Below are 21,585 nucleotides of genomic sequence, written 5' to 3' on the forward strand. Positions count from 1 at the left end.
AGAAGATGAGAGGCCTCTATAGTCCCCTCACCTTCAAAGATTAGCAAACCTGCTCTAATCTTTTTTTCAAACTTTATTATTTTAAGCCTTTAAGATATTCAACAGCTTCGTTGTATTCTTCCTCAGGAAGTGGTGCGAAGCCTGACTCTTTGGCAGCATTCCCAGCATTCTCCATTGCATAGATTGCGAAATCCATCACTTGAGCTTTTTCCTTCGCCATCTTTTCGTTCAAGTAAGTGAATACAGGACGTGTAAATGGAGCGTATTCACCATCTTCCTTAATGGTTTCGATTGATGGCTCAACTGGTCCATTACCAAAGTCGATCTTCACAGCCTTAAGCTTGTCTTGGTTGTTTTCATAATAACCATAACCGAAATATGCAATTGCGTTCTTATCTTTTGAAACCATGTCTACAAGAGTAGAGTACTCTTGTTGAAGATTTACATCTCCTCTAAGCTCTTGTTCTTCAAGAATCGTTTCATAGAAGAATTCGTAAGTACCATGGTTTTCATTTGGTCCGTATGCTTTGATTTCTTCATCCGGAAAGTCTGAACGTACATCAGACCATTTTTTCTTGTTAGCACTTGCTAGGAAGATGTCAATGACTTCTTCTTGAGTTAATTCGTCGATCCAATCGTTTTCTTTGTTCACAACGATCGTGATTCCATCTAGAGCTAGTTTCAATTCTTTATAGTCAATTCCAAGTTCTTCAGCTTTTGCTTTTTCTTCTTCTTTAATTGTACGGGATGCATTGGAAAGATCCGTTCCGCCGCCTTCAGCTAGAAACTTTTTGAATCCAGCACTTGAACCAGCACGTCCAACTTCAACTGATACGTTTTCATTCTCGCCCATATAACTCTCAGCTAGCTTTGCCATCAACGGATATACTGTACCAGATCCATCAATTACGACACTACCTTCTGGTCCACCTTCAGAACCGTTGTCATTTCCACAAGCTGCAGCGAATACCATTAATGCCGCTAGCATGACAAAAAGCGTACTTCTCTTGAAAGCTTTCATCATGAAATCCCCCTAGATTTTTGTATTTGGGTATTTAGAAATAAATGAGAAAGGTTTCTCTCTATTCCTATAGGGCGAATTGCCCGCTCGCCCTTACAATGCCCATAATAACGATTTCTTATTAAGGATGTATAAATGGATTGTTAAGGTTTTGTAAAGATGGGTCGAATATTGAGGAAATTTGGGTATGTAAACATTGCACATAAGTTCCTTACCACGTTCATAGCTCTTTCAAACGAATAATCAAGAATATTTGCAAAATAAAAGTGTTAATCGAGAAATTCATAAAAAAATGCTCCCATATGGGAGCATTTCTAAAAAGTTTAATTTTGAATTTTGTCATCCTTCTTGTTCTGCATCTTTTTCCTCAGCAGGTTGGTTGAGGATGTCTTCTTTATGACCTTCTTTTTTGATTTCAAAATAGGCGTCCAAAATTTCACGGCCGATTTTATTATTGATGCCGCCTTCTTCAGCATAGGGACTGACAACCGCAAATGCTACCTCAGGATTATCATGAGGGGCATATCCGACTAATGTCAGGATATAAGAATCCCCATCGTACTGAGCAGTACCTGTTTTTCCAGCAGCAATGTACCCTTCGGTATTCTTGAAGTAAGAACTCGCCGTTCCGTCTTTTGTATTCATGACCATCCATAATCCTTTTTGCACGCGCTCGATCCATTCTTCCTTCATATCGATACGGTTGAGGATTTTCGGTTCATGGGTCATGATACTTTCACCAGGATTTTCTGAACGCGCACTCGGGTTTCTGATCTCTTTCATGAAATGAGGCTGCATTCTATATCCGCCATTTGCGATGGTTGAGATATACTGGACCATCTGCATCGGTGTATACGTATCAAACTGTCCGATGCCCATATCCATCAAGTTACCGAGTGCCTGGACTCCACCGTTGTAACCGTCATCCTCATATGGAAGGTCGATTCCGGTAGGCACACCAAGTCCAAATTGATTGAAATAATAACGCATCGTCTCATACGCTTTAGCAGGATTCTTGAACCCTCTTTTTTCATTATAGTCATAGCCTGCAATCAACATGGCGATACGGAACATGTAAACGTTGGAAGATTGCTGTAATGCCTCGATGTCACTGACGTAACCCATGTTTTTATATGATTTCTTGATTTTCGTACCTGGTAATTTCAGTGGCGTATCATATAGCACCGTGCCTGGATCGATCACACCCGTTTGATAACCAGTCAGGACTGTCGCTCCTTTAACCGTGGAACCCATCGGATATTGGTTATATACATTACCGAAAGGCACATCTTTGAACTTGCCATCTTCCAGTTGCTTACCAACCATGGAGTAGATCTCACCGGTCTTCGGGTTCATCATGACGACATAAGAGCTTTTCAACTGATTATTGGCTGCATATTTCCTTCTTGCTTCTACAATCTGCTTTTCAACAATCGCTTCTACGCGTTTCTGCAACTCCATGTCCACAGTAAGAACTAGGTCGTATCCCCGACTTCCGACATTCTCTTCAGGTTTCCCTACAGGGTTCCCTGATTTATCTGTTACATAGTTGATTTTCGTTTTCGTCCCTCTCAAGACAGACTCGTATTGCTCCTCAAGAAAACTTGTGCCGACTAGATCGTTTCGATCCCGTCCTTCCAGCACATAACCATTGATCAATTCACGAGGAATCTGTCCGACCTGTCCGAATATGGACTGCAAGGTTTCTCCATAAGGATACGAACGTTGGGCATCTGGTTTGATGTCGATCGTACCGTTAAATTCGTCCAGGTTTTCACTGATGACCGCAATTTCTTTTTGAGTTGCCCCTACTTTGATCCGTTGAGGCGTCAAGGCATACCCTCTGATCATCTCCCGCCAGATTGCAGCAATTTCTTCTTCCTCATTCGTGAGGTTGATTTCTGAGACCTTCAGCCTCTCGATGACAAGGCGATATTCTTCCTTATCATCCAACTCTTCCATCTCTTTCTCCGTCAACAGCTTTTCATACATTTCAGCTGCTTCGACTTTATAGGAAAGATAAAAATCCTTTCGGTCTCGCTCAGTAAGTGTTTCCGTATCAATCTCGATATACTTGGACAGCTTTGTCGCAATTTCGTATATTTCTTCTTGAGTTGTATTGTTTGTCCTCGTAAAGGTGATGGAGAATACAGGTTCATTATCAACGACCACCCGCCCATAGCGGTCAAACATTTTTCCACGTGGTGCATCCAATTTAGCTGTGATGTTTTCCGTACGCTCTGCTTCAGCCTTGAACGAATCACCGTGGACGATTTGGACGACCCCCAACCTTAATATGAGTATCGTGAACATGATGAAAACGACTACAAACAAGATATTCAAGCGAAATGGAACATGAGTTTTCTTCTTCTTGTACGCATCCATTTTTGTATGACTCCCCAATATGTAGAATAGACACCTTGTGTAAGGTGTCTGATATGTCTAAATCGCTTTTTTATTGTATCGCAACTCTATTTCAAAAAAAAGATATAGTTATACATTCGAGCCCTTTTCGTTCGAAAGTACGACTTGATTATCAGGGTCGGATTGGAAACTGATTTTCCTTATGCAGAAGTAGATGAGCGTATGTCCGACACCGATGATCGGTAACAGATAAGGAATGCTGGTCTTCTCATCAAAGAAGGTGATCGTGAGTATGAACAGTATAATAGAAGTTATTCTTCCATAATTTAGATACAATTCCCGAACGACGATATATTCGATTCGCATTTCACGTGCATTCCAGCTACGTCCGATAACATCGTATGTGAGAGAAACGTAAGGAACCAACAAAATCGGGTAGGCAATCGATATGATGACCCCATACGTAATGAGCTTTCCAAACGTAAGATCAAACAAAATCAAACTGAGGGCCGCGTAAAGGATGGATCCTCCGAGCAGGATCGCTTTTTTACGGTGTTTAGATTTGATGAACCTCGTCGCAACGTAATAGGCCAAGAATGACACAGCTGAGTTGATCAAACCGAAAGTACCCAAGGCCAACTCACTGTTCGTCGTAATGAAAACCCAGACGACAATGACGAAGATAAATGTTCCCTCTCTCAGCCCTTGAAAGAAATGTGCGTATAGGATGCGGTTCCAATTCGGATTCTTCTTCCTCTCCTTTATAATCCGAACAAATGAAAAGACGCCTTCAGCTGATCTTCTATTCAACATGAAGCTCGTAATGACAGCCGCAAAAAACAAGATCAACGAAATGGCGAAAATCGTTTTATATCCGATGAAAGCATCCATCCGGGTGATGATCCATCCTGCCAAAAATGGTCCAACCATCCCTGCAAATGAAGTCAATAATCCCAAGAATCCATTGAAAAAATCTCTTGTATCCGGTTCTGTAATTTCGAATGTAAGTACGTTGAAAGCAAGCCAATAAAACCCCATCCCGATCCCAAGCAACCCACCTAGAAGGATAAGGAAATGTTCTGCCCGGGCTCCTAACAATAAGACGGTTAAATAAAAGATCGAAAGGCTGATGACGCCGAGCCTCAAAACAATGACCCGGTCAATCCGTTTAGCTAACCGTCCTGCAATAATGAAGGTAATGGGTTGAAAAACGACAATGGACAAATTGTAAATCGCAATATCGATGAATTCACCAGATTGTTTCCATAGGAAAACATTCACGAATGTATTCGATAATGCGATACTGAGCGAGTATAGTCCCCCGATAATCAACAACATCAGAAGGTCTTTTGTTATTTCGATATCACCGATCATTTTTTGTAATGCTTTCATCACTTGTCTCCCCTTTACTCAACAACCCTAGTTTTCCTAAAACCCTTGTTGTTATTCTCACTAATAATGGTGCAATCCTAAGAAAACTAAGAGGCGGAAAGAGAAAAGAAGCCATAAAAAAACGATGGGAGAAGATCCCATCGTTTCAAAAAGAATTTTAGCTGATTGGTACCAAAATGAAGAAGTCGAGATCGATGATCAGAACATCGGAAGGATCGCTCTGGATACCGAAGAATGCACAACGTGTATCTTCCTCTTTACACAAAAGTGTGAACACAGTGGGAGTCGAGCTACCATCCAATCGTAAATATTGTCCTGTCGTACACGAAATCAACAAGAACTGATTCGGTCCAGTAGGGGTAGGTGAAGGTCCTCCCCCTTCCAACGCAACGTTGATGGTTCGCACCTCTCCTGCTAACAAGAATATCGGATCGACGAACGTTTCAAAACCTTGTGCGGATACTATGAACGTGAACTCTCCCTCCGCTAGACCCGTAATGACATACCTTCCATTTTCGTCAGTGGTGACTTCTGCTCTCAATTCATTGTTTCGTCTAACTGTCACCAAAGCCCCTTGAATAGGTTCTCCAGTTGCTTCACTTGTCACAACACCTTGGATGGTCGCAGGATTCAGCACACCCAGAACAAAATTGAGTGTCAATGAACTACCCGGTGGCACTTCTACCACTTTCACATCTGGTTCAAATCCTGGCAAGGACGCAATAAAGGTCAAGGTTTCTCCAGGCAAGTAGCCGACTACATATTCCCCTTCCCTACTTGTCACACCTAAGTTGACCAACAATCCGTTCGAGTTGTATGCCCTGATACTTACATCATTTAATGGATTACCTTGTTCATTCGTTACGTTTCCTCGCACGAAAGAAGGATTTCCTGTTAATAAAAAGTTGATTGTAGTCGTTTCATTTGCCGTAATCGTCATTCTTTTCGCATCTGAGTCACACCTTAAAGCAAGTGCTCTTATTGAATAGATCCCCGGCGCAAGTCCTCGAATCAAATAAGTTCCGGATTGATCGGTGAGCGTATTGGCGATGATGATCCCATCAGAGTCCATAACGATGACGGAAACGCCAGACACCAGTTCTTGCGTTCTTTCGTCTCTCACTCTACCTGTAACAGCCCCGGGCTCTGTTTCAAGTGCAAAATTTACAATTTCCGTTTCAAGTGGTTGTGCTGTAAACGGTTTTGCGACTGACTCATAGTTCTCATTTCTGGCTGCGACCGTGTATTCACCTGGATCGAATTCCTTAAACATGTATTTACCTGATGCATCAGTCAAGGCTCTCTGGATGATCGTACCACTGGAAGCGATGAGTCTTACAATCGTCCCTTGAATAGGCAGTTCTGTCACTGCATCCGTTACCTGTCCTCGGACAGCAGAAGGGAGCGGGAATAGGCCTAGATTTTGAACTGTCGTCTGGTCTGGAAAGACTTCCACGGATGCTTGATCGCTCCCCAAACCTCCTCCATAAGCTACCACTGTATAAACGGCTGGAGTCAAACCATCAATCAGATATTCCCCATTTTCATTCGTCAAAGTGGTGGCAAGTAATTCCCCATCAGGACTTAACCACCTTACTTGAACAATGGCTCCTGATACACGCTCCCCTGTCACTTGATTCTTTACGATGCCACTCAATGCACCTGGATCCGAAGGAAGTGCGAAATCCAAATCTGTTCTTCTACCACTTACGACGATCGCACCTGCGATTTTTGTCCCATAACCCGAAGCGCTCACCGCTAATTCATATACACCAGGCGTTACGTCAGATATGAGATACCGCCCATCACCTGATTGGGAAAGAACTGTTGCCACTTCCGTACAGTCACCGTCTAACAGTTGAACGACAGCGCTAGAAATTGGTTCTCCGGTTACTTCATCTGTAATGGCTCCCCCAATGCTACCAGGGTTCGGGGTCAGACGGATTGTAGCTTCTACGGTCTCATCCGTTTCAACCATAATACTGATCGCTTTTGTACCAAAACCATCTCTTGAGGCAACCACAAACAGCGAGCCAGTAGGAATGTTGTCAACCGTGAATCTTCCATCTTCGTTTGAAAAACTAGAATTCAACAAATTGTTTGCTTCATCTTTGATATTAATGACCGCTCCGGCAATACCAACTCCAGAATCATCGTTCAGGACCGTTCCGATCAAGTTCCCAGATTCAGTAAAGAGTGTGATATCCAATTCACTTGTTGTCCCTCCTGCGACTGTGACAGGAACGACCTTCGATCTGAACCCTTCCGCGCTAATACTGATCAGGTATTGTGCCGGTGTAAGATTGAAGAAACTGAAATCACTCTCTGGTGATGCAATGGTGGATTGTAGGAGCAATCCTTTGCTATCCAGGAGACGAACCCCGATTTCGACTGAGTTAATCCGATTTCCGTCCACATCTCGGAGTACACCTAGAATCGAACCAACTGACCGGCTAAGAGCAATGTTCACAGTTGTTAACTCTCCTGTTTGAACAATGCCACCCTTTGTTTGTTTTGCATAGTTCGTCTTCGTAACAGAAACGGTATAGCTTCCTGGAGCTAAACGGTCGACAAAATAACCACCTGAAGTATTCGTCGCTGTCGTTGCAATGACGAGACCATTCGAATCAAGAATATTGACATTCGCTCCGACAATCGGCTCTCCAGTCGTTTGATCCGTTACCTTTCCTGTTATCGTCCCTGGGCTTACTCTTAATACAAAGTTAATCACTTTATTTTCATTTGCGACCAGCGTAATACCAGACGATTGAGAAGCAATGTCAGGTGCTGCTACACGAATTGAATAGGTTCCAGGAGGCAGCCCTCCAATTGAATAGAAGCCATCCGCATTTGCTGCACTCGTCCCAACTACGACACCGTTACTATCCACAATCTTGATGACTGCATTCTTAAATGGCTGACCATCCGTTCCAAGGACCGTCCCAGAAATACTACCCGAATTGGTGGTCAAGAATAGATTCGTTGTTGTCGTCTGGTTTGAGAAAACTGTACTTCCAGCTGAATTTTCCGTATATCCGACTGCGTTGACGACAATCGTATACGTACCTGGTACCAGACCAGTAATCGTATACTGCCCTAATCCATCCGTTAAAGCCATCGCAATCGGAACGATATCCTGTGCTGAGAAAACAAGCACTTCTGCACCAACCAATCTGGTGTTCGTTTCAGAATCACGAATTGTACCTGTAATCGCACCTGGATTTGGATCCAGTCCAAAATTGACAACAGTCGTCTCATCCGAAACAACGGTAACTCCTACTTCTTGTGTTTGAAAATTAGGATCTCGTGTTACAATCCTGAATTGCAACGCCGCCAAACTAACGAATTGATAGAAGCCGTTAGAGTCAGTCGTTGTATTGAATACCAGGATTCCGTCTTGGTTGAAAACCTCAACATTAACACCCGATACTGGATCTCCCGTATTATTGTTCGTGATGGTTCCTTCTATCGTACCCGGATTCGGCACAAGTTTGATATCCACACGGGTGACCTCGTTGGATTCAACGATGTCCGTCGCTTCTGCAGCACCAAATCCATTTGCTGAAGCTATAACTGTGTAAGTGCTTGGTGATAATGTTGAAACGGCATAATCACCATTCGGATCAGTTATCGTGTTCGCAATGATTGGCCCACTTGGCGTTTGTGCTCTGATCGTTATTGTGGCCCCTACAATCGGATCACCTGTATTGAAGTTCGTAATCGTCCCTGTAATCGTTCCAGGTTCAGGCGATAACGCAAAACTCAATGTCGTTGTATCGTTTGGCAGGATAGTGAAACTTGCTGTGCTAGAGGTGAAATTGGCAGCAGACACAATAGCCGTATAATTGCCAGGTCTTAATCCTTGTGTGAGAAACTCTCCTGAACCGTCAGAAGTTACAGTAGCAACTTGCGAGCCATTTTCATCAATAAGAATGACTGCTCCTGCAATCGGATTCCCTGTCGCTATATTGGTTACAAAGCCGGTCAAAAAGCCTAAGCTTTCTGTCATACCGATATTCACCGTTTCCGTCTGATTCGGACTGACCACAGCTGTGACCGATTCAGCTCCGAAGTCTTCCGCCGCTACACCAATATTCACAGTCCCACCAGGGATATTGGCTGCAGTATATTGACCATTCAATCCAGATATAGTCGAAGTGATCGGTATCCCTTCTGAAGTGGTGAATGTAAGAACAGCTCCGCTGATCCCCTCTGAACTGGAAAGGTTGAACACTCTTCCTGTTATGATTCCAGGTAATAACGAAAGTGGTATTGATACATTTTGAGTCGTGTTGGCAATTACGGTTGCAGCGATTGTATTGGCTGCATAATCCGTTGCTGTTGCATTGATCTGATACTGACCAGGTTGAAGTGCAAAGAACGTAAATGTACCATCCGAATTTGCTACTAGCGTTTGAAGAAGCGCACCGCTGTTATCGAATAGTTTGATGCCTGTGTTATCACCAAGGATCGGATCACCATTTTCGTCAACTACCGTACCTGAGATGTTTCCGACTAAGCTGGTCAGAGTCATATTCGCAATTGAATCTTCATTACTTAGGACCATAACCCCAACAAAGTTAGTTGAAAAATCTGTAGCAGTCGCAACAACCGTATATGAACCAGGCGCGATTCCATCAACCAGAAATTCACCGAATTCATTGGTTGTCGTCGTTCTGATCGGGAGATTGTCAGCATTTCGAATGATGATTGTGGCACCTGCAATAGCATCACCGTTCGTATCTATGATTTGTCCAGTTATCCCACCTGGGTCAGGAATCAATACAAAATTGGCATTTGAAATAATCTGTCCCGGCTCCAAAGTAACTCCATTCGTAGCGGATGAGTAGTCTTGAGCATTTACTACGATAGTGAACGAACCTGGTGGTAGATTCCCAATGACATATTGTCCATTTTGATCTGTTCCACCTGTTTGTAAAACCGTCCCATTCCCATCAATCACCTGAATGGCGGCATTCGTCACAGGATCTCCAGAGGTATCGGTTATGACTCCACCAACCTCTGCAGGATTAGGTGTAATCGTAATGGCTACTGCCGTTACTTGATCGGATACGACTGTTGCTCCTGCTGTTGCGGTCTGATAATTCGGTGCAGTCGCAGTCACAATGTATTGATCAGGTTGAAGGTTATTGAATTGAAACGCACCGTTGGAATCTGCAAGAGTAGTCCCAATGGGAACACCGTTTGACGTGGTTAATGTAATCAAAGTGCCGGTAACAACCGGGTTAACCGTTCCAGAAATAGAACCTGGGTTGCTCACTAAACTCTGATTCACAATGGTCGATTCGTTGGATTGGACGATGGCTCCTGTTGAAGCCGATTGGAAACCAGCTGCAATAGCGGTTATGGTGTAATTTCCAGGTGCCAGCCCATCAAACACATAAGTGCCATTTGAATCAGTCAGCACCGTTCCCACAAGGAATCCCGTATCATCAACCACTCGAATCACAACATTTGATAGAGGATTACCATCTGTATCTGTAATCGTACCAATGACACTACCGGGTTCTGGAGTCAAGGCCACATTGGCTATCGTAGTCTCACCTGGTAGTAACATCACCGTAGCCGAATTTGTTTGGAAATCAGTAGCACTCGCTAGGATGCCATACGATCCAGGAGTGAGATTATTCACTTCATACTGGCCATTTAAATCAGTGAATGTTGTTGTGACGGTGTTTCCATTTAAATCAACAACTCTGATCTCAATCATCTGCCCTGTAATCGGCAGACCTGTTGATGAATTAATGATCGTTCCCGTTACACTGGCAGGATTCGGCTCAAGGACGAAATCTGTGGTTGTCGTTTGACCGGATAGTATCGTTGCGCCTTTTTGTTGCGTCTGAAAATCTTCTGCTTGTACTGTGACTATATAATTACCCGGCGCAAGGCCAATTGCAGTGTATAACCCCAGATTGTTCGTCACGACTTGCGTAATGTTCGCACCAGTCCGGGCATCACGGATTGTAAGGACAGCACCTTGGATTGGATCTCCCGTTGTTGTCTCAACAGATCCAGTCAATGTACCAGGATTCGGCGTCAAGATGAAGTTTGCAGTCGAGATTTCATTTTCAACCACTGATGCACCGACGGTTTCTGTACCAAAACCTTCTTTCGAGGCACTTACTGTATAGGCACCTGGTATGAGATTGTTGAAAATATACGTACCATTGTTGTCTGATGTTGTAGAAGCAACAAGGATATTGTTAAAGAAAACTTCCATAACAGCACCAGAAACAGGATTTCCTGCTGTATCCGAAACCGAGCCTGAAATGGCTCCAACCAACTTTTCTAAATCTACATTCAATGTTGTGGTCAGACCTGGCAATATCTTGGCTGCAACTGATTTAGAACCATACCCCTCAGCAATAAAAGTCACTGTATAAATACCTGGAGCTAATTTGTTTACACTGAAGTCTCCATTTATATCCGTTAAAGTGGTTTCTATTGTGACACCACGCGCATTTATGACTTGAACGGTGGTATTCGGAATAGGAGTAGTTGTATTTCCATCCGTTACAGTTCCACTCAACGTTCCTGGATTTGGTCTCAAAGTTACATTCAATACTTCTGTTTCACCAGCTGATAACGTAAATCCAAGAATTTCAGTAATAAACAAATCCTTGCTGACTCTGAGTTTGTAGTCTCCTGGCGCCAGCTCATTCAGAAGGTAGTCACCTGTTGCGTTTGTGATCGTCCTACTGATGACCGTACCTGCCAAATTCAATACCTCTACAAGTGCACCGACAATCGGATCACCATCCGAATTCGTCACTTTACCTTGGACTGTACCAGGGTTTGGCTCTAATACGAAATTGACTGTCGAGGCACTGTTGGCTTCAACTGTCACCCCTTCAGAGGCGGACTGGAAATTCGTGGCGGTAACTGTAATGGAATACTGACCAGGCTTTACGGATGGAAAGGAATAATTTCCACTGGCATCGGTCGTTGTATCATCCACTACATTTCCTGCAGTATCGGATAATAAAACGGTAGCATTATTGATTGCCCCACCACCAGATTCAGTGACTGTTCCGTTAATACTCCCTGGAACTTTTGTGAGAAATACATCTCTTCTTGTAATTTCGCCAGCATTGATCGTTATGGTTTGAATTTTCGTGATGTAATTCACTTTCGAAAATTCGATTGTATAGGATCCTGGAGTTATTTCGGTAAGGCTATACTCTCCATTCGCGTTTGTTGTACCTGTAGCAATCGTCGTCGGTCCGTCCTTCAATTCTACGATGACATCCGAAAGCGGTAGTCCTGACGTTTGATCCTTTACAATACCAATAACACCGCCGTTATCTACAACCGTTACTTTGGTGGTGACAGGATCGGGTCTGAGTCGTTTACCTGTACTACTATCGGTACCTTTAGCAGTTGCTCTCTCCAGCGTTTTCTCCCCAGCTCTGTTAAAAAAACCACTGACTTCAAACTCCAATACAGCACTAGCACCAGATGCAATCGTACCGATTTCCCAACTTAGTCTTTTTCTGCGTGTATTGATAGTCGCATTACCATTGCTTATATTTGTGATTGTGAACGTGTTGAGAATATTAAACCTTATGACATCGCTCAAGGATACATTTGTCGCTTCGCTTCCTCCGGTGTTCTCGACAATCAATCTCGCGGTGTAGACAGCCTCAACACCTGCCGCCACAGTGGTAGGGCCGCTTAAGATGATTTTTTGTAAATTTAAATTGGCTCTGATATCCGTATCACTTAATGAAATCGGGTCAGAGAAGGCATCCTCGAACTGGAACCCTTCACTTACCCGCAAAGAATCCTTGTTATAATTGTTCGCATTTGTGGCTGTGTATGAAATCAATTGCAATGGCGTGTCTTCGTTGATTTTGAGGAATTTGAATAATGTATTTGCAGGAATGAAGAAATCAAGGAATACATTGTCATCATTTCCAAAACGGGTATCCGCTGGTGATACCCGCGCTCGATCGAAATTGATGATCGCTTTTGAGTAGCTTGGTTTCCCTTTTCCGTCCTTTCCATCTGCTGGATCGTTCCATGAATTTACTTCTGGATCTGTGTTTTCAACGAGATTCAATCTCCCGCTGTTACCATCAACAGCTAGTAGCCATTGATAAGTCCCAACTGGACCTCCTGTATTAAAAAGGACGCCCCATGAAAAATTATTAAAACCTGTCTTTTGTTTGTTCCTTGGATCTTCTCTCAACCTTAAACGGAAGTATGCATTTTTCCCATCATAGGCCATCAAAAAAGATGGATGATCCTGATTACCTACCAAGTCTACAGATGTGGGATTTTCATCTCCAGTCACATCGAAATAAAATCCCGATTCTAACGGTATCGGGGTGTATTGATTATTATTAGGAAAAGACAACTTTTCCTCCTCCTTTTATTGTCACTCATAATAGATGTATGTCCTATCAGGAGGTAGGTGTTGGGTACAAGTCTTGAAAAAAACCAATTTCCATGTTTATCCATATACGTACAAGCCTGTTTTTTTCAATTAATCCACAATAAAAAAGCGATGACTTTTGCCACCGCTTTATTGATATTTCTAACTGATTGGCACGAGGATAAAACAGGCTAACTCGACGATCAAGATCTCGGTCCCACCATTTGTTCTAAAAGAGAAGGTTGCACAACCATCTTCAATACGTAACAAGGTGAATACCGTTGGTGTTGAGCTTCCATCAAGCTTTACATAACGACCCGTTCCACAAGCAATCAAGTAATATTGATTTGGACCAGATGGTGTCGGAGTCGGACCACCTTCCAGGGCAACATCAATTGTGCGGACTTCTCCAGCTAATAGGAAGATCGGATCAACATAAGGTTCAAACCCTTGAGCATTAACCGTAAATGTATACTCCCCTTCACCTAAACCGGAAATGGAATATCTGCCGTCTCCATCCGTAGTGACTTCCCTTACAAGCACATTATTCCTTAGTAGTGATACCACTGCTCCACTGATGGGGTCACCGGATTCTCTACTTGTTATAACGCCTTGAACCGTAGCCGGATTACTGATACCCAAAACGAAATTGATGGTGATTTGACTGTTTGGCGGGACATCAACGACTTTCCGATCAGGAATAAATCCTGGTAAGGAAGCGATGAATGTCAAAGTCTCTCCAGGTAACGATCCAATCACATATTCCCCTTCTCTACTTGTAACACCAAGATTCAATAACAATCCATTCGCATTATAAACACGGATACTCACGTCATTCAGAGGATTACCATTTGTGTCTGTAACATTCCCACGAACGGTTGAAGGAAGTCCCATCAGCAAAAAGTTGATGGTCGTCGTTTCACCCCCAGTGATGATTAAACGCTTAGCATCCGAATCACATTCAAGAGCGAGTGCTCTGATCGTATACGTTCCAGGTGCTAAACCTTGAATGAGATATCTGCCACTTTGATCTGTTAAAGTATTAGCGATAACAACCTCATTTTCATCCATCACAATCACTGAAACTCCTGAGACGCGTTGTTGTGTTTTTTCATCTTTTACTAGACCCGTTACAGAGCCAGAATCTCTTAGTAATTCAAAATTCACGGTTTCCGTTTCCGATGGTTCGGCAGTAAAACTTTTCTCGGCTGATGCATACGCGTCAATCCTCACCGTGATGGTGTACTCTCCCGGGTCGAAGCCTTCGAACATGTAATTTCCAGAAGAATCGGTGAGCGTTCGTTGCAAAATCGTCCCACTTGAAGCAATTAATCGGACAAGAGCATTTTCTACTGGCAAACCAGTTCCTGCATCAGTAATTTCCCCTTGAGCGGCCGAAGGGAGCGGAAACAGACCCAGGTTCTGTATCGTTGTTTGATCTGGGAACACTTCAATCGATGCTTGATCACTGCCGAATCCGCCACCATATGCGAGTACTGTATAAATAGCTGGAGTTAATCCTTCAAACAGATATTCCCCATTATCATTTGTCACAGTTGATGCTAACAATTCTCCATCGGGACTTAACCATCTTAGCTGAACCGTGGCACCAGAAACCGAATCCCCAGTCACCTGATCTGTTACAATTCCACTTAAACTACCAGGAGAAGGAGGTAAGGCAAAGTCCAACACTGTCTTATCATCACTTACTACGATAGCTCCTGCAATTCTTGTTCCATAATCAGGGTGACTAGCAGCTAGCTCATATACCCCTGGACTTAAGTTAGGAGCTAAATAACGACCATCTGCCTGGGTAAGGAGTGTTTCAACAGAGGTTTCGTCACCTGTTAATACTTGGATATTCGCTCCCTCTATCGGCGCGCCAGTTTCTGCATCGGTCACGCGACCTTCGACGCTACCCGGATTCGGCGTCAGTCTGATTTCGCGTTCTGTTGTTTCATTTGGTTTAACCATTATACTGATTGAACTTGTTCCGAAACCATCCCGTGAGACATTGACAAACAAAGTCCCTGGTGGCAGATTATCTACACCGATATTTCCGTTTTCATCTGAAATACTGGAAGTTAATAAGATATTAGCAGCATCTTTGATCATGACCGAAGCACCAGCAATACCATCAAGTGTATCCCGATTGATTACTTGACCAATCAATCTACCTGAGTCTCTGAAAAGAGTAATATCCAAATTCTTAGACTCTCCACCTACCACTGTTACCGGGACGACTTTAGATTGAAACCCTTCTGCGCTTATGCTGATTAGATATTGCCCAGGACTTAAGTTAAGGAAACTGAAATCACTATCAGGTGAAGCAACAGTTGAGAGAAGCAAAAGTCCTTTATTGTCCAACAACCTGACTCCGATTTCTAACCCTTCAAGCCTGTTCCCTTGCTCATCTCTTAAAATTCCGAACACGGATCCTGTTGAGCTACCGAGTGCAACGTTCACAATCGTGAAATCATCTGCGTTGACGATGGCACCCTTCATACTCTTTGCAAATCCGACTTTTGAAACGGATACTGTGTAACTACCTGGTGCCAAGCGATCTACAAAATAATTTCCGATTGTATTGGTGGCAGTGGTCGCTACCACTTGCCCATTCAAATCGAGAATATTGACATTTGCCCCCACAATCGGATCACCTGTAGCTTGTTCGGTCACTGTTCCTCTGATTGTGCCAGGATTCACTCTTAGAACGAAATTGATTACTTTATTCTCATTTGCAATTAATGATACTCCAGACGATGCTGTAACAACATCTGGTGCTGCCGCACGTATTGAATAGGTTCCTGGTGGCAAATTTCCGATGGAATAAGATCCATCCTGATTTACTGCACTCGTTCCAACCACAACACCATTGCTATCCACGATTTTGATAACCGCATTTTTGAACGGCTGCCCATCCGTACCAAGTACTGTGCCTGAAACACTACCTATTTCACTAATTAAAGCAAGGTCTGTGGTCGTTGTCTGATTCGTCAAAACCGTACTACCTGTAGAGTTCTCAGCGTACCCTACTGCGTTTACGACAATTGTGTAAGTGCCTGGCACAAGACCTGATACGGTGTACTGTCCTAAACCATCTGTCAAAGCGACTGCTATTGGTACGATGTCTTGAGCAAAGAATACGAGTACTTCAGCCCCGACAAGACGTGCCCCTGTTTCTTCATCGGTAATCGTTCCAGTAATCGCACCTGGATTCGGATCGAGTCCAAAATTGACGATGGAGGTTTCATCAGAGACAACTAACACCCCAACTTCCTGCGATTGGAAAATAGGACTACTTGTTACAATTCTGAATTGTAAAGCAGCGAGACCTGTAAATTGATAAAAACCGTTTGCATCCGTTACTGTTGTGAAAACAAGTATTCCATCTTCATTGTAGACATCCACCATAACACCAGATACCGTAGCACCAGTGTTGTTATTTGTAATCGTTCCTTGAATCGTCCCCGGGTTTGGAACCAATTTGATATTGACTGTTTCAGTTTGATTCGATTCAACAATCGTTGTCGCTTCTGCAGCACCAAATCCTTCAGCGGACGCCACAACAGTATACGTACTAGGAGAGAGAGTAGAAACGGTGTATTCACCATTCTCATCCGTTAAGGTCGTAGCAATAATCGGTCCGCTAGGTGATTGTGCTCGAATAGCGATTGTAGCTCCAACGATCGGCACACCATTATTGAAGTTCGTAATACGTCCTTCGATGCTGCCAGGTTCAGGTGATAATGCAAAACTCAGCGTTGTCGTTTCATTCGGTAGAATTGTAAAACTAGCTGTACTAGAAGTAAAACCATCTGCTGCAGCAACAGCTGTATAGCTTCCCGGGCTTAAACCTTGTGATAAAAACTGTCCTGAATCATCTGAAGTTACACTTGCCACTTGTTGACCATTTTCATCAATTAATACAACAGCACCTGCAATCGGGTTTCCAGTAACAATATCTATAACGTAACCGGTGAGAAAACCAAGACTCTCTGTGAGACCGATATTGACGGTTCTGGTCTCATTAGGATTCACCACTGCCGTTACGGATTCAGCACCGAAGTCTTCCACTACAGCGCTAATGACAACTGTACCCGGTGGGATATTAGCTGCAGTATATTCTCCGTTTGTTCCACTGATTGTAGAGGTAATAGGTAACCCTTCAGGAGTCGTTAATGTGAGGACTACTCCACTGATTCCATCGGATGTTGCCGTATTGAAAACCCGACCTGTTATGGTTCCTGGTAACAAAGCAAGAGGAATATTAAGATTTTCTGTCGTATTCGCAATTACGGTTGCACTGACTGTATTGGCCGTATAATTCGGTGCAGTTGCATTCACAAGATACTGCCCTGGTTGGAGACCCAGTATCGAGAAGGTCCCATCTGAATCAGCGACTAAAGTTTGTAATAAGGTGCCGCTTTCATTAAACAACTTAACTCCAATGTTATCCCCTGTAATCGGGTCACCGTTTTCATCAACAACAGTACCTGCGATGTTTCCAACCACACTTGTAAGAATAATATTCGCAACCGTACTTTCATTACTCTCCACAATGACCCCTACAAAGTTTGTAGAAAAATCCGGAGCCGTCGCCACCACTGTATACGAACCAGGAGCAATCCCTTCGACTAGAAATTCACCAAACTCATTGGTAGTGGTTGTGCGTATCGGAATATTCTCTGCGTTTCGGATGATAATGGTTGCCCCTGGAATCACATCACCATTCGTATCCGTTATTTGTCCGACAATAGTTCCAGGATCAGGTACTAATACAAAGTTCGCATCTGTTACGATTTGTCCAGCTTCTAATGTGACTCCATCTGTTGCAGAAGAATAATCTTGTGCGTTTACAACAATGGTGAATGATCCTGGTGGAAGATTTCCAATTGCATACTGTCCATTTTGATCAGTTCCGCCGCTTTGCAAGACCGTACCATTATCATCAAGAATCTGAATGGTCGCATTTGTGACTGGATTACCAGATGTATCCGTTATCGTCCCGCCTACTTCAGCTGGATTAGGTTGAATGGTCAATGAAACCGAGGTCACTTGGTCAGATATGACTGTAGCACCTGTTGAAGATGTTTGATAGTTCGGAGCGGTAGCCGTAACGATATATTGACCTGGTTGTAGATTGTTAAATTGAAAATCCCCGTTTGAATTCGCAATTGTAGAGCTGATCGGGATGCCTTCTGATGTCGATAATGTAATGATTGTTCCATCTTCAACAGGAGTGACACTTCCAGATATAGATCCAGGATTACTGACTAAGCTCTGGTTAACGACTGTCGTTTCATTCGATTGGACAATCGCCCCCGTTGACGATGATTGGAAACCTTCTGCAATGGCGGTAACGGTGTAGTTTCCAGGCGCAAGACCATCGAAAACATAATCACCGTTGCTGTCCGTTAATACAGTGCCAACTAGAAAGCCTGTGTCATCGACTATACGAATCAGGACATTGGAAAGTGGATTACCAGATGTATCCGTAATCGTTCCTATGATACTGCCAGGCTCAGGCGTTAATGTCACGTTTGTAACTGACGTTTCCCCCGGCTGTAGCGTGACTGTGGCTGAGTTGGTTTGAAAATCAGGTGCACTTGCCTGTATCCCATAAGTTGCAGGCATCAGGTTATTCACTTCGTACTGTCCGTTCAAATCCGTAAAAGTGGTAGTCACCACATTCCCATTAAAATCGACTACTTTTACTTCAATTACTACTCCAGTAATGGGAAGTCCGGTCGATGCATTGATAATTGTACCGGTTACACTAGCAGGATTCGCTTCAAGTGTGAAATTCGCTGTTGTCGTTTGATTAGATAAAATCGTTGCGCCTTTTTGTTGACTTTGGAAGTCTTCCGCTTGTGCAGTGATAATATAAGTTCCTGGTGCAAGACCCGTGGCCGTATAGATCCCTTGATTGTTCGTTAATACTTGAGTGATATTCGCACCTGTACGGGAATCCTTAACTGTAAGGACGGCACCTTCTATCGGATCACCAGTTGTTGTAAGAACTGTCCCGGTCAATGTACCTGGGTCAGGTGTTAAAGAAACATTCGCGATGGATGTCTGATTTTCAACAACAGAGGCACCTACTGTTTCAGTTCCGAAGTTTTCTTTGGATACGCTTACTGTATACGCACCCGGAATCAAATTGTTGATGACATATGTTCCGTTGCTGTCCGTAGTCGTTGAAGCCACCAGAATATTGTTCAGGAAGATTTCAACTGTTGCTCCAGACAGAGTGTTCCCTGAGTTATCCGTAACAGTCCCCGAAATCGCTCCGACCAGCTTCACTAATTCAACATTTAATGTCGTCGTTTCAGCTGATCGAATTTTTGCACCTATTGATTGGGAGCCATATCCCTCAGCAATGAAAGTAACAGTATAGGAACCTGGAGCGAGCCTTGGGACTGTATAATCTCCGCTCGCATCCGTCATAGTGGTGGCTACGGTCACACCCAGCCCGTTCGTTACTTGAACAGTCGCATTCTGAATCGGATTACCTGAAGCTGCATCTGTTACTGTACCGGTCAATGTACCTGGATTCGGCCTCAATGAAACATTCAATACTTCCGTCTCACCTGCGGATAAGTTGAATCCAAGAACCTCAGTGGTGAAAGCTGCCTTACTTACCCTTAATTTGTAATCTCCAGGTGCTAGATCATCAATGATGTAGTCTCCTGAAGCATTGGTTGTTGTCGTATCAATGACCAGTCCAGCTAAATTCACTACCTCAACTAGTGCAGAAGAAATCGGATTTCCGTTTTGATCGGTGACCTGTCCTTGAACTGTACCGGGATTCGGTTGCAAAACAAAGTTGACCGTAGACGCATCGTTAGCGGTTACGGTAACACCTTGGGTGGCAGATTGAAAATTTGTAGCCGTAACGCTAAGTGTATATTGCCCAGGTGTTACGGAAGGAAAAGAATAGTTACCTGCGGCATTCGTCGTGGTAGTAGCAACTACGTTACCAGCCGTATCCAACAATCTAACGGTGGCGTTATTTATGGCACCTCCACCAGAATTTGTGACAGTTCCACTAATGCTACCTGGAAGTTCAGTCAAGAATACATCTTTTCTCGTAATTTCACCCGCATTGATGGTCACATTCTGAATGTTTGTTATATAATCCACTTTCGAGTATTCAATCGTATAGTTGCCGGGTGATATTCCAGTCAGGCTGTATTCACCATTGGCGTTCGTCGTGGTTGTTGCTATGGTGGTAGCCCCATCCTTCAGTTCTACCGTTACTCCTGTGAGCGGAAAGCCTGTGGTATGATCCTTAACAACACCTACCACTCCGCCATCTTCTATGACCGTTATGGTTGTCGTCTCCGTTTGTGGTGTTAACCTTTTTCCAGTTTTACTATCCGTCCCTTGGACCGTTGCGGTCTCTAATGTCCTGGTTCCAGGATTATTGAAAAAACCACTCAATTCAAAATCCAAAACTGCATTGGATCCAGGAGGTATACTTCCGATTTCCCAACTCAGCGTTTTCGTTGTGTTATTAAACGTTGCATTCCCTGTTGATACACTCGTAATGATAAAGGTGTTCAGTAAATCGAATTGGATAACATCTCTTAAACTTACTGTCGTCGCTTCACTTCTCCCGATATTCTCAACAATTAATCGTGCACTATAACTTGCTTCATTTCCTGCGCTTACAGTAGTCGGTCCACTGAGGATGATTTTCTCAAGGTCTAATCGTGCTTTTATGTCTGCGTCGATTGGGGATATTGGATCTGAAAAAGCATCTATAAATTGAAATCCTTCACTGACTCTCAATGAATCTTTGTTGTAGTTGTTTGCATTTGTCGAGGTAAAAGAAATGAGTTGTAGAGGCGTATTTTCGGTTATGTTCAGAAAATCGAAAAGAATGTTCGCAGGGATAAAAAAATCCAAGAAGACATTATCATCATTCCCAAACCTAGTTGGAGCAGGTGTTACTCTGGCAATGTCAAAATTGATAATGGGTTGTGAATAATTGGGTGCCCCTCTGCCATTGGTTCCTTCAGCAGGATCATTCCATGAATTAACCCTTTCTACAGTATTTTGTATAAGATTCAATTCACCATCCAACCCATTGACTGCTAATAGCCATTGATACGTTCCCGGCTGACCTCCTGTATTAAAGAGAACTCCCCAAGAAAAATTGCGAAATCCTGTCAATTGCCGATTCCGGGGATCTTCTCTTAATCGAAGCCTAAAATATACGTTCGTACCATCGTAAGCCATAGCAAACGAAGGGTTTGCCTGATTTCCGACAAGGTCTACAGAAGTCGGGTTCTCATCGCCTGTCACGTCAAAATATAACCCTGCTCCTAACGGTATTGGGGTATATTGATCATCATTTGGAAAAGCCAACCTAGTTCCTCCTTTTATTGTCACTCTTATTAGT

General features: G+C 43.4%; 5 protein-coding genes. All 5 read right to left on the reverse strand.

Going from position 1 to position 21,585, the window contains the following annotated elements:
* Positions 1-76 precede the first annotated feature (76 nt).
* On the reverse strand, positions 77-1,021 hold the full coding sequence (locus ACSVDE_RS09730) for a PstS family phosphate ABC transporter substrate-binding protein (RefSeq protein WP_439301974.1): 945 nt from the start codon (positions 1,019-1,021) through the stop codon (positions 77-79).
* Positions 1,022-1,360: 339 nt separating this feature from the next.
* On the reverse strand, positions 1,361-3,406 hold the full coding sequence (locus ACSVDE_RS09735) for a peptidoglycan D,D-transpeptidase FtsI family protein (protein WP_439300716.1): 2,046 nt from the start codon (positions 3,404-3,406) through the stop codon (positions 1,361-1,363).
* Positions 3,407-3,514: 108 nt separating this feature from the next.
* Positions 3,515-4,777 carry an MFS transporter gene (locus ACSVDE_RS09740; protein WP_439300717.1) on the reverse strand — a complete coding sequence of 421 codons (1,263 nt, stop codon included), beginning with the start codon at positions 4,775-4,777 and terminating at the stop codon, positions 3,515-3,517.
* A gap of 157 nt (positions 4,778-4,934) precedes the next feature.
* Complete coding sequence (locus ACSVDE_RS09745; RefSeq protein ID WP_439300718.1) at positions 4,935-13,157, reverse strand: carboxypeptidase regulatory-like domain-containing protein; 8,223 nt, start codon at positions 13,155-13,157, stop codon at positions 4,935-4,937.
* A gap of 180 nt (positions 13,158-13,337) precedes the next feature.
* Positions 13,338-21,551 (reverse strand): carboxypeptidase regulatory-like domain-containing protein, encoded by an 8,214-nt coding sequence (locus ACSVDE_RS09750; protein ID WP_439300719.1) that lies wholly within the window; start codon positions 21,549-21,551, stop codon positions 13,338-13,340.
* Positions 21,552-21,585 lie beyond the last annotated feature (34 nt).

The sequence above is a fragment of the Pseudalkalibacillus sp. Hm43 genome (genome assembly GCF_051842935.1).
Lineage (GTDB): Bacteria > Bacillota > Bacilli > Bacillales > Fictibacillaceae > Pseudalkalibacillus.

Excerpts from the sequence above, each read along its gene's own strand:
- ACSVDE_RS09730 (WP_439301974.1), bottom strand. The coding sequence starts at position 1,021 with ATGAAAGCTTTCAAGAGAAGTACGCTTTTTGTCATGCTAGCGGCATTA.
- ACSVDE_RS09735 (WP_439300716.1), bottom strand. The coding sequence starts at position 3,406 with ATGGATGCGTACAAGAAGAAGAAAACTCATGTTCCATTTCGCTTGAAT.
- ACSVDE_RS09740 (WP_439300717.1), bottom strand. The coding sequence starts at position 4,777 with ATGAAAGCATTACAAAAAATGATCGGTGATATCGAAATAACAAAAGAC.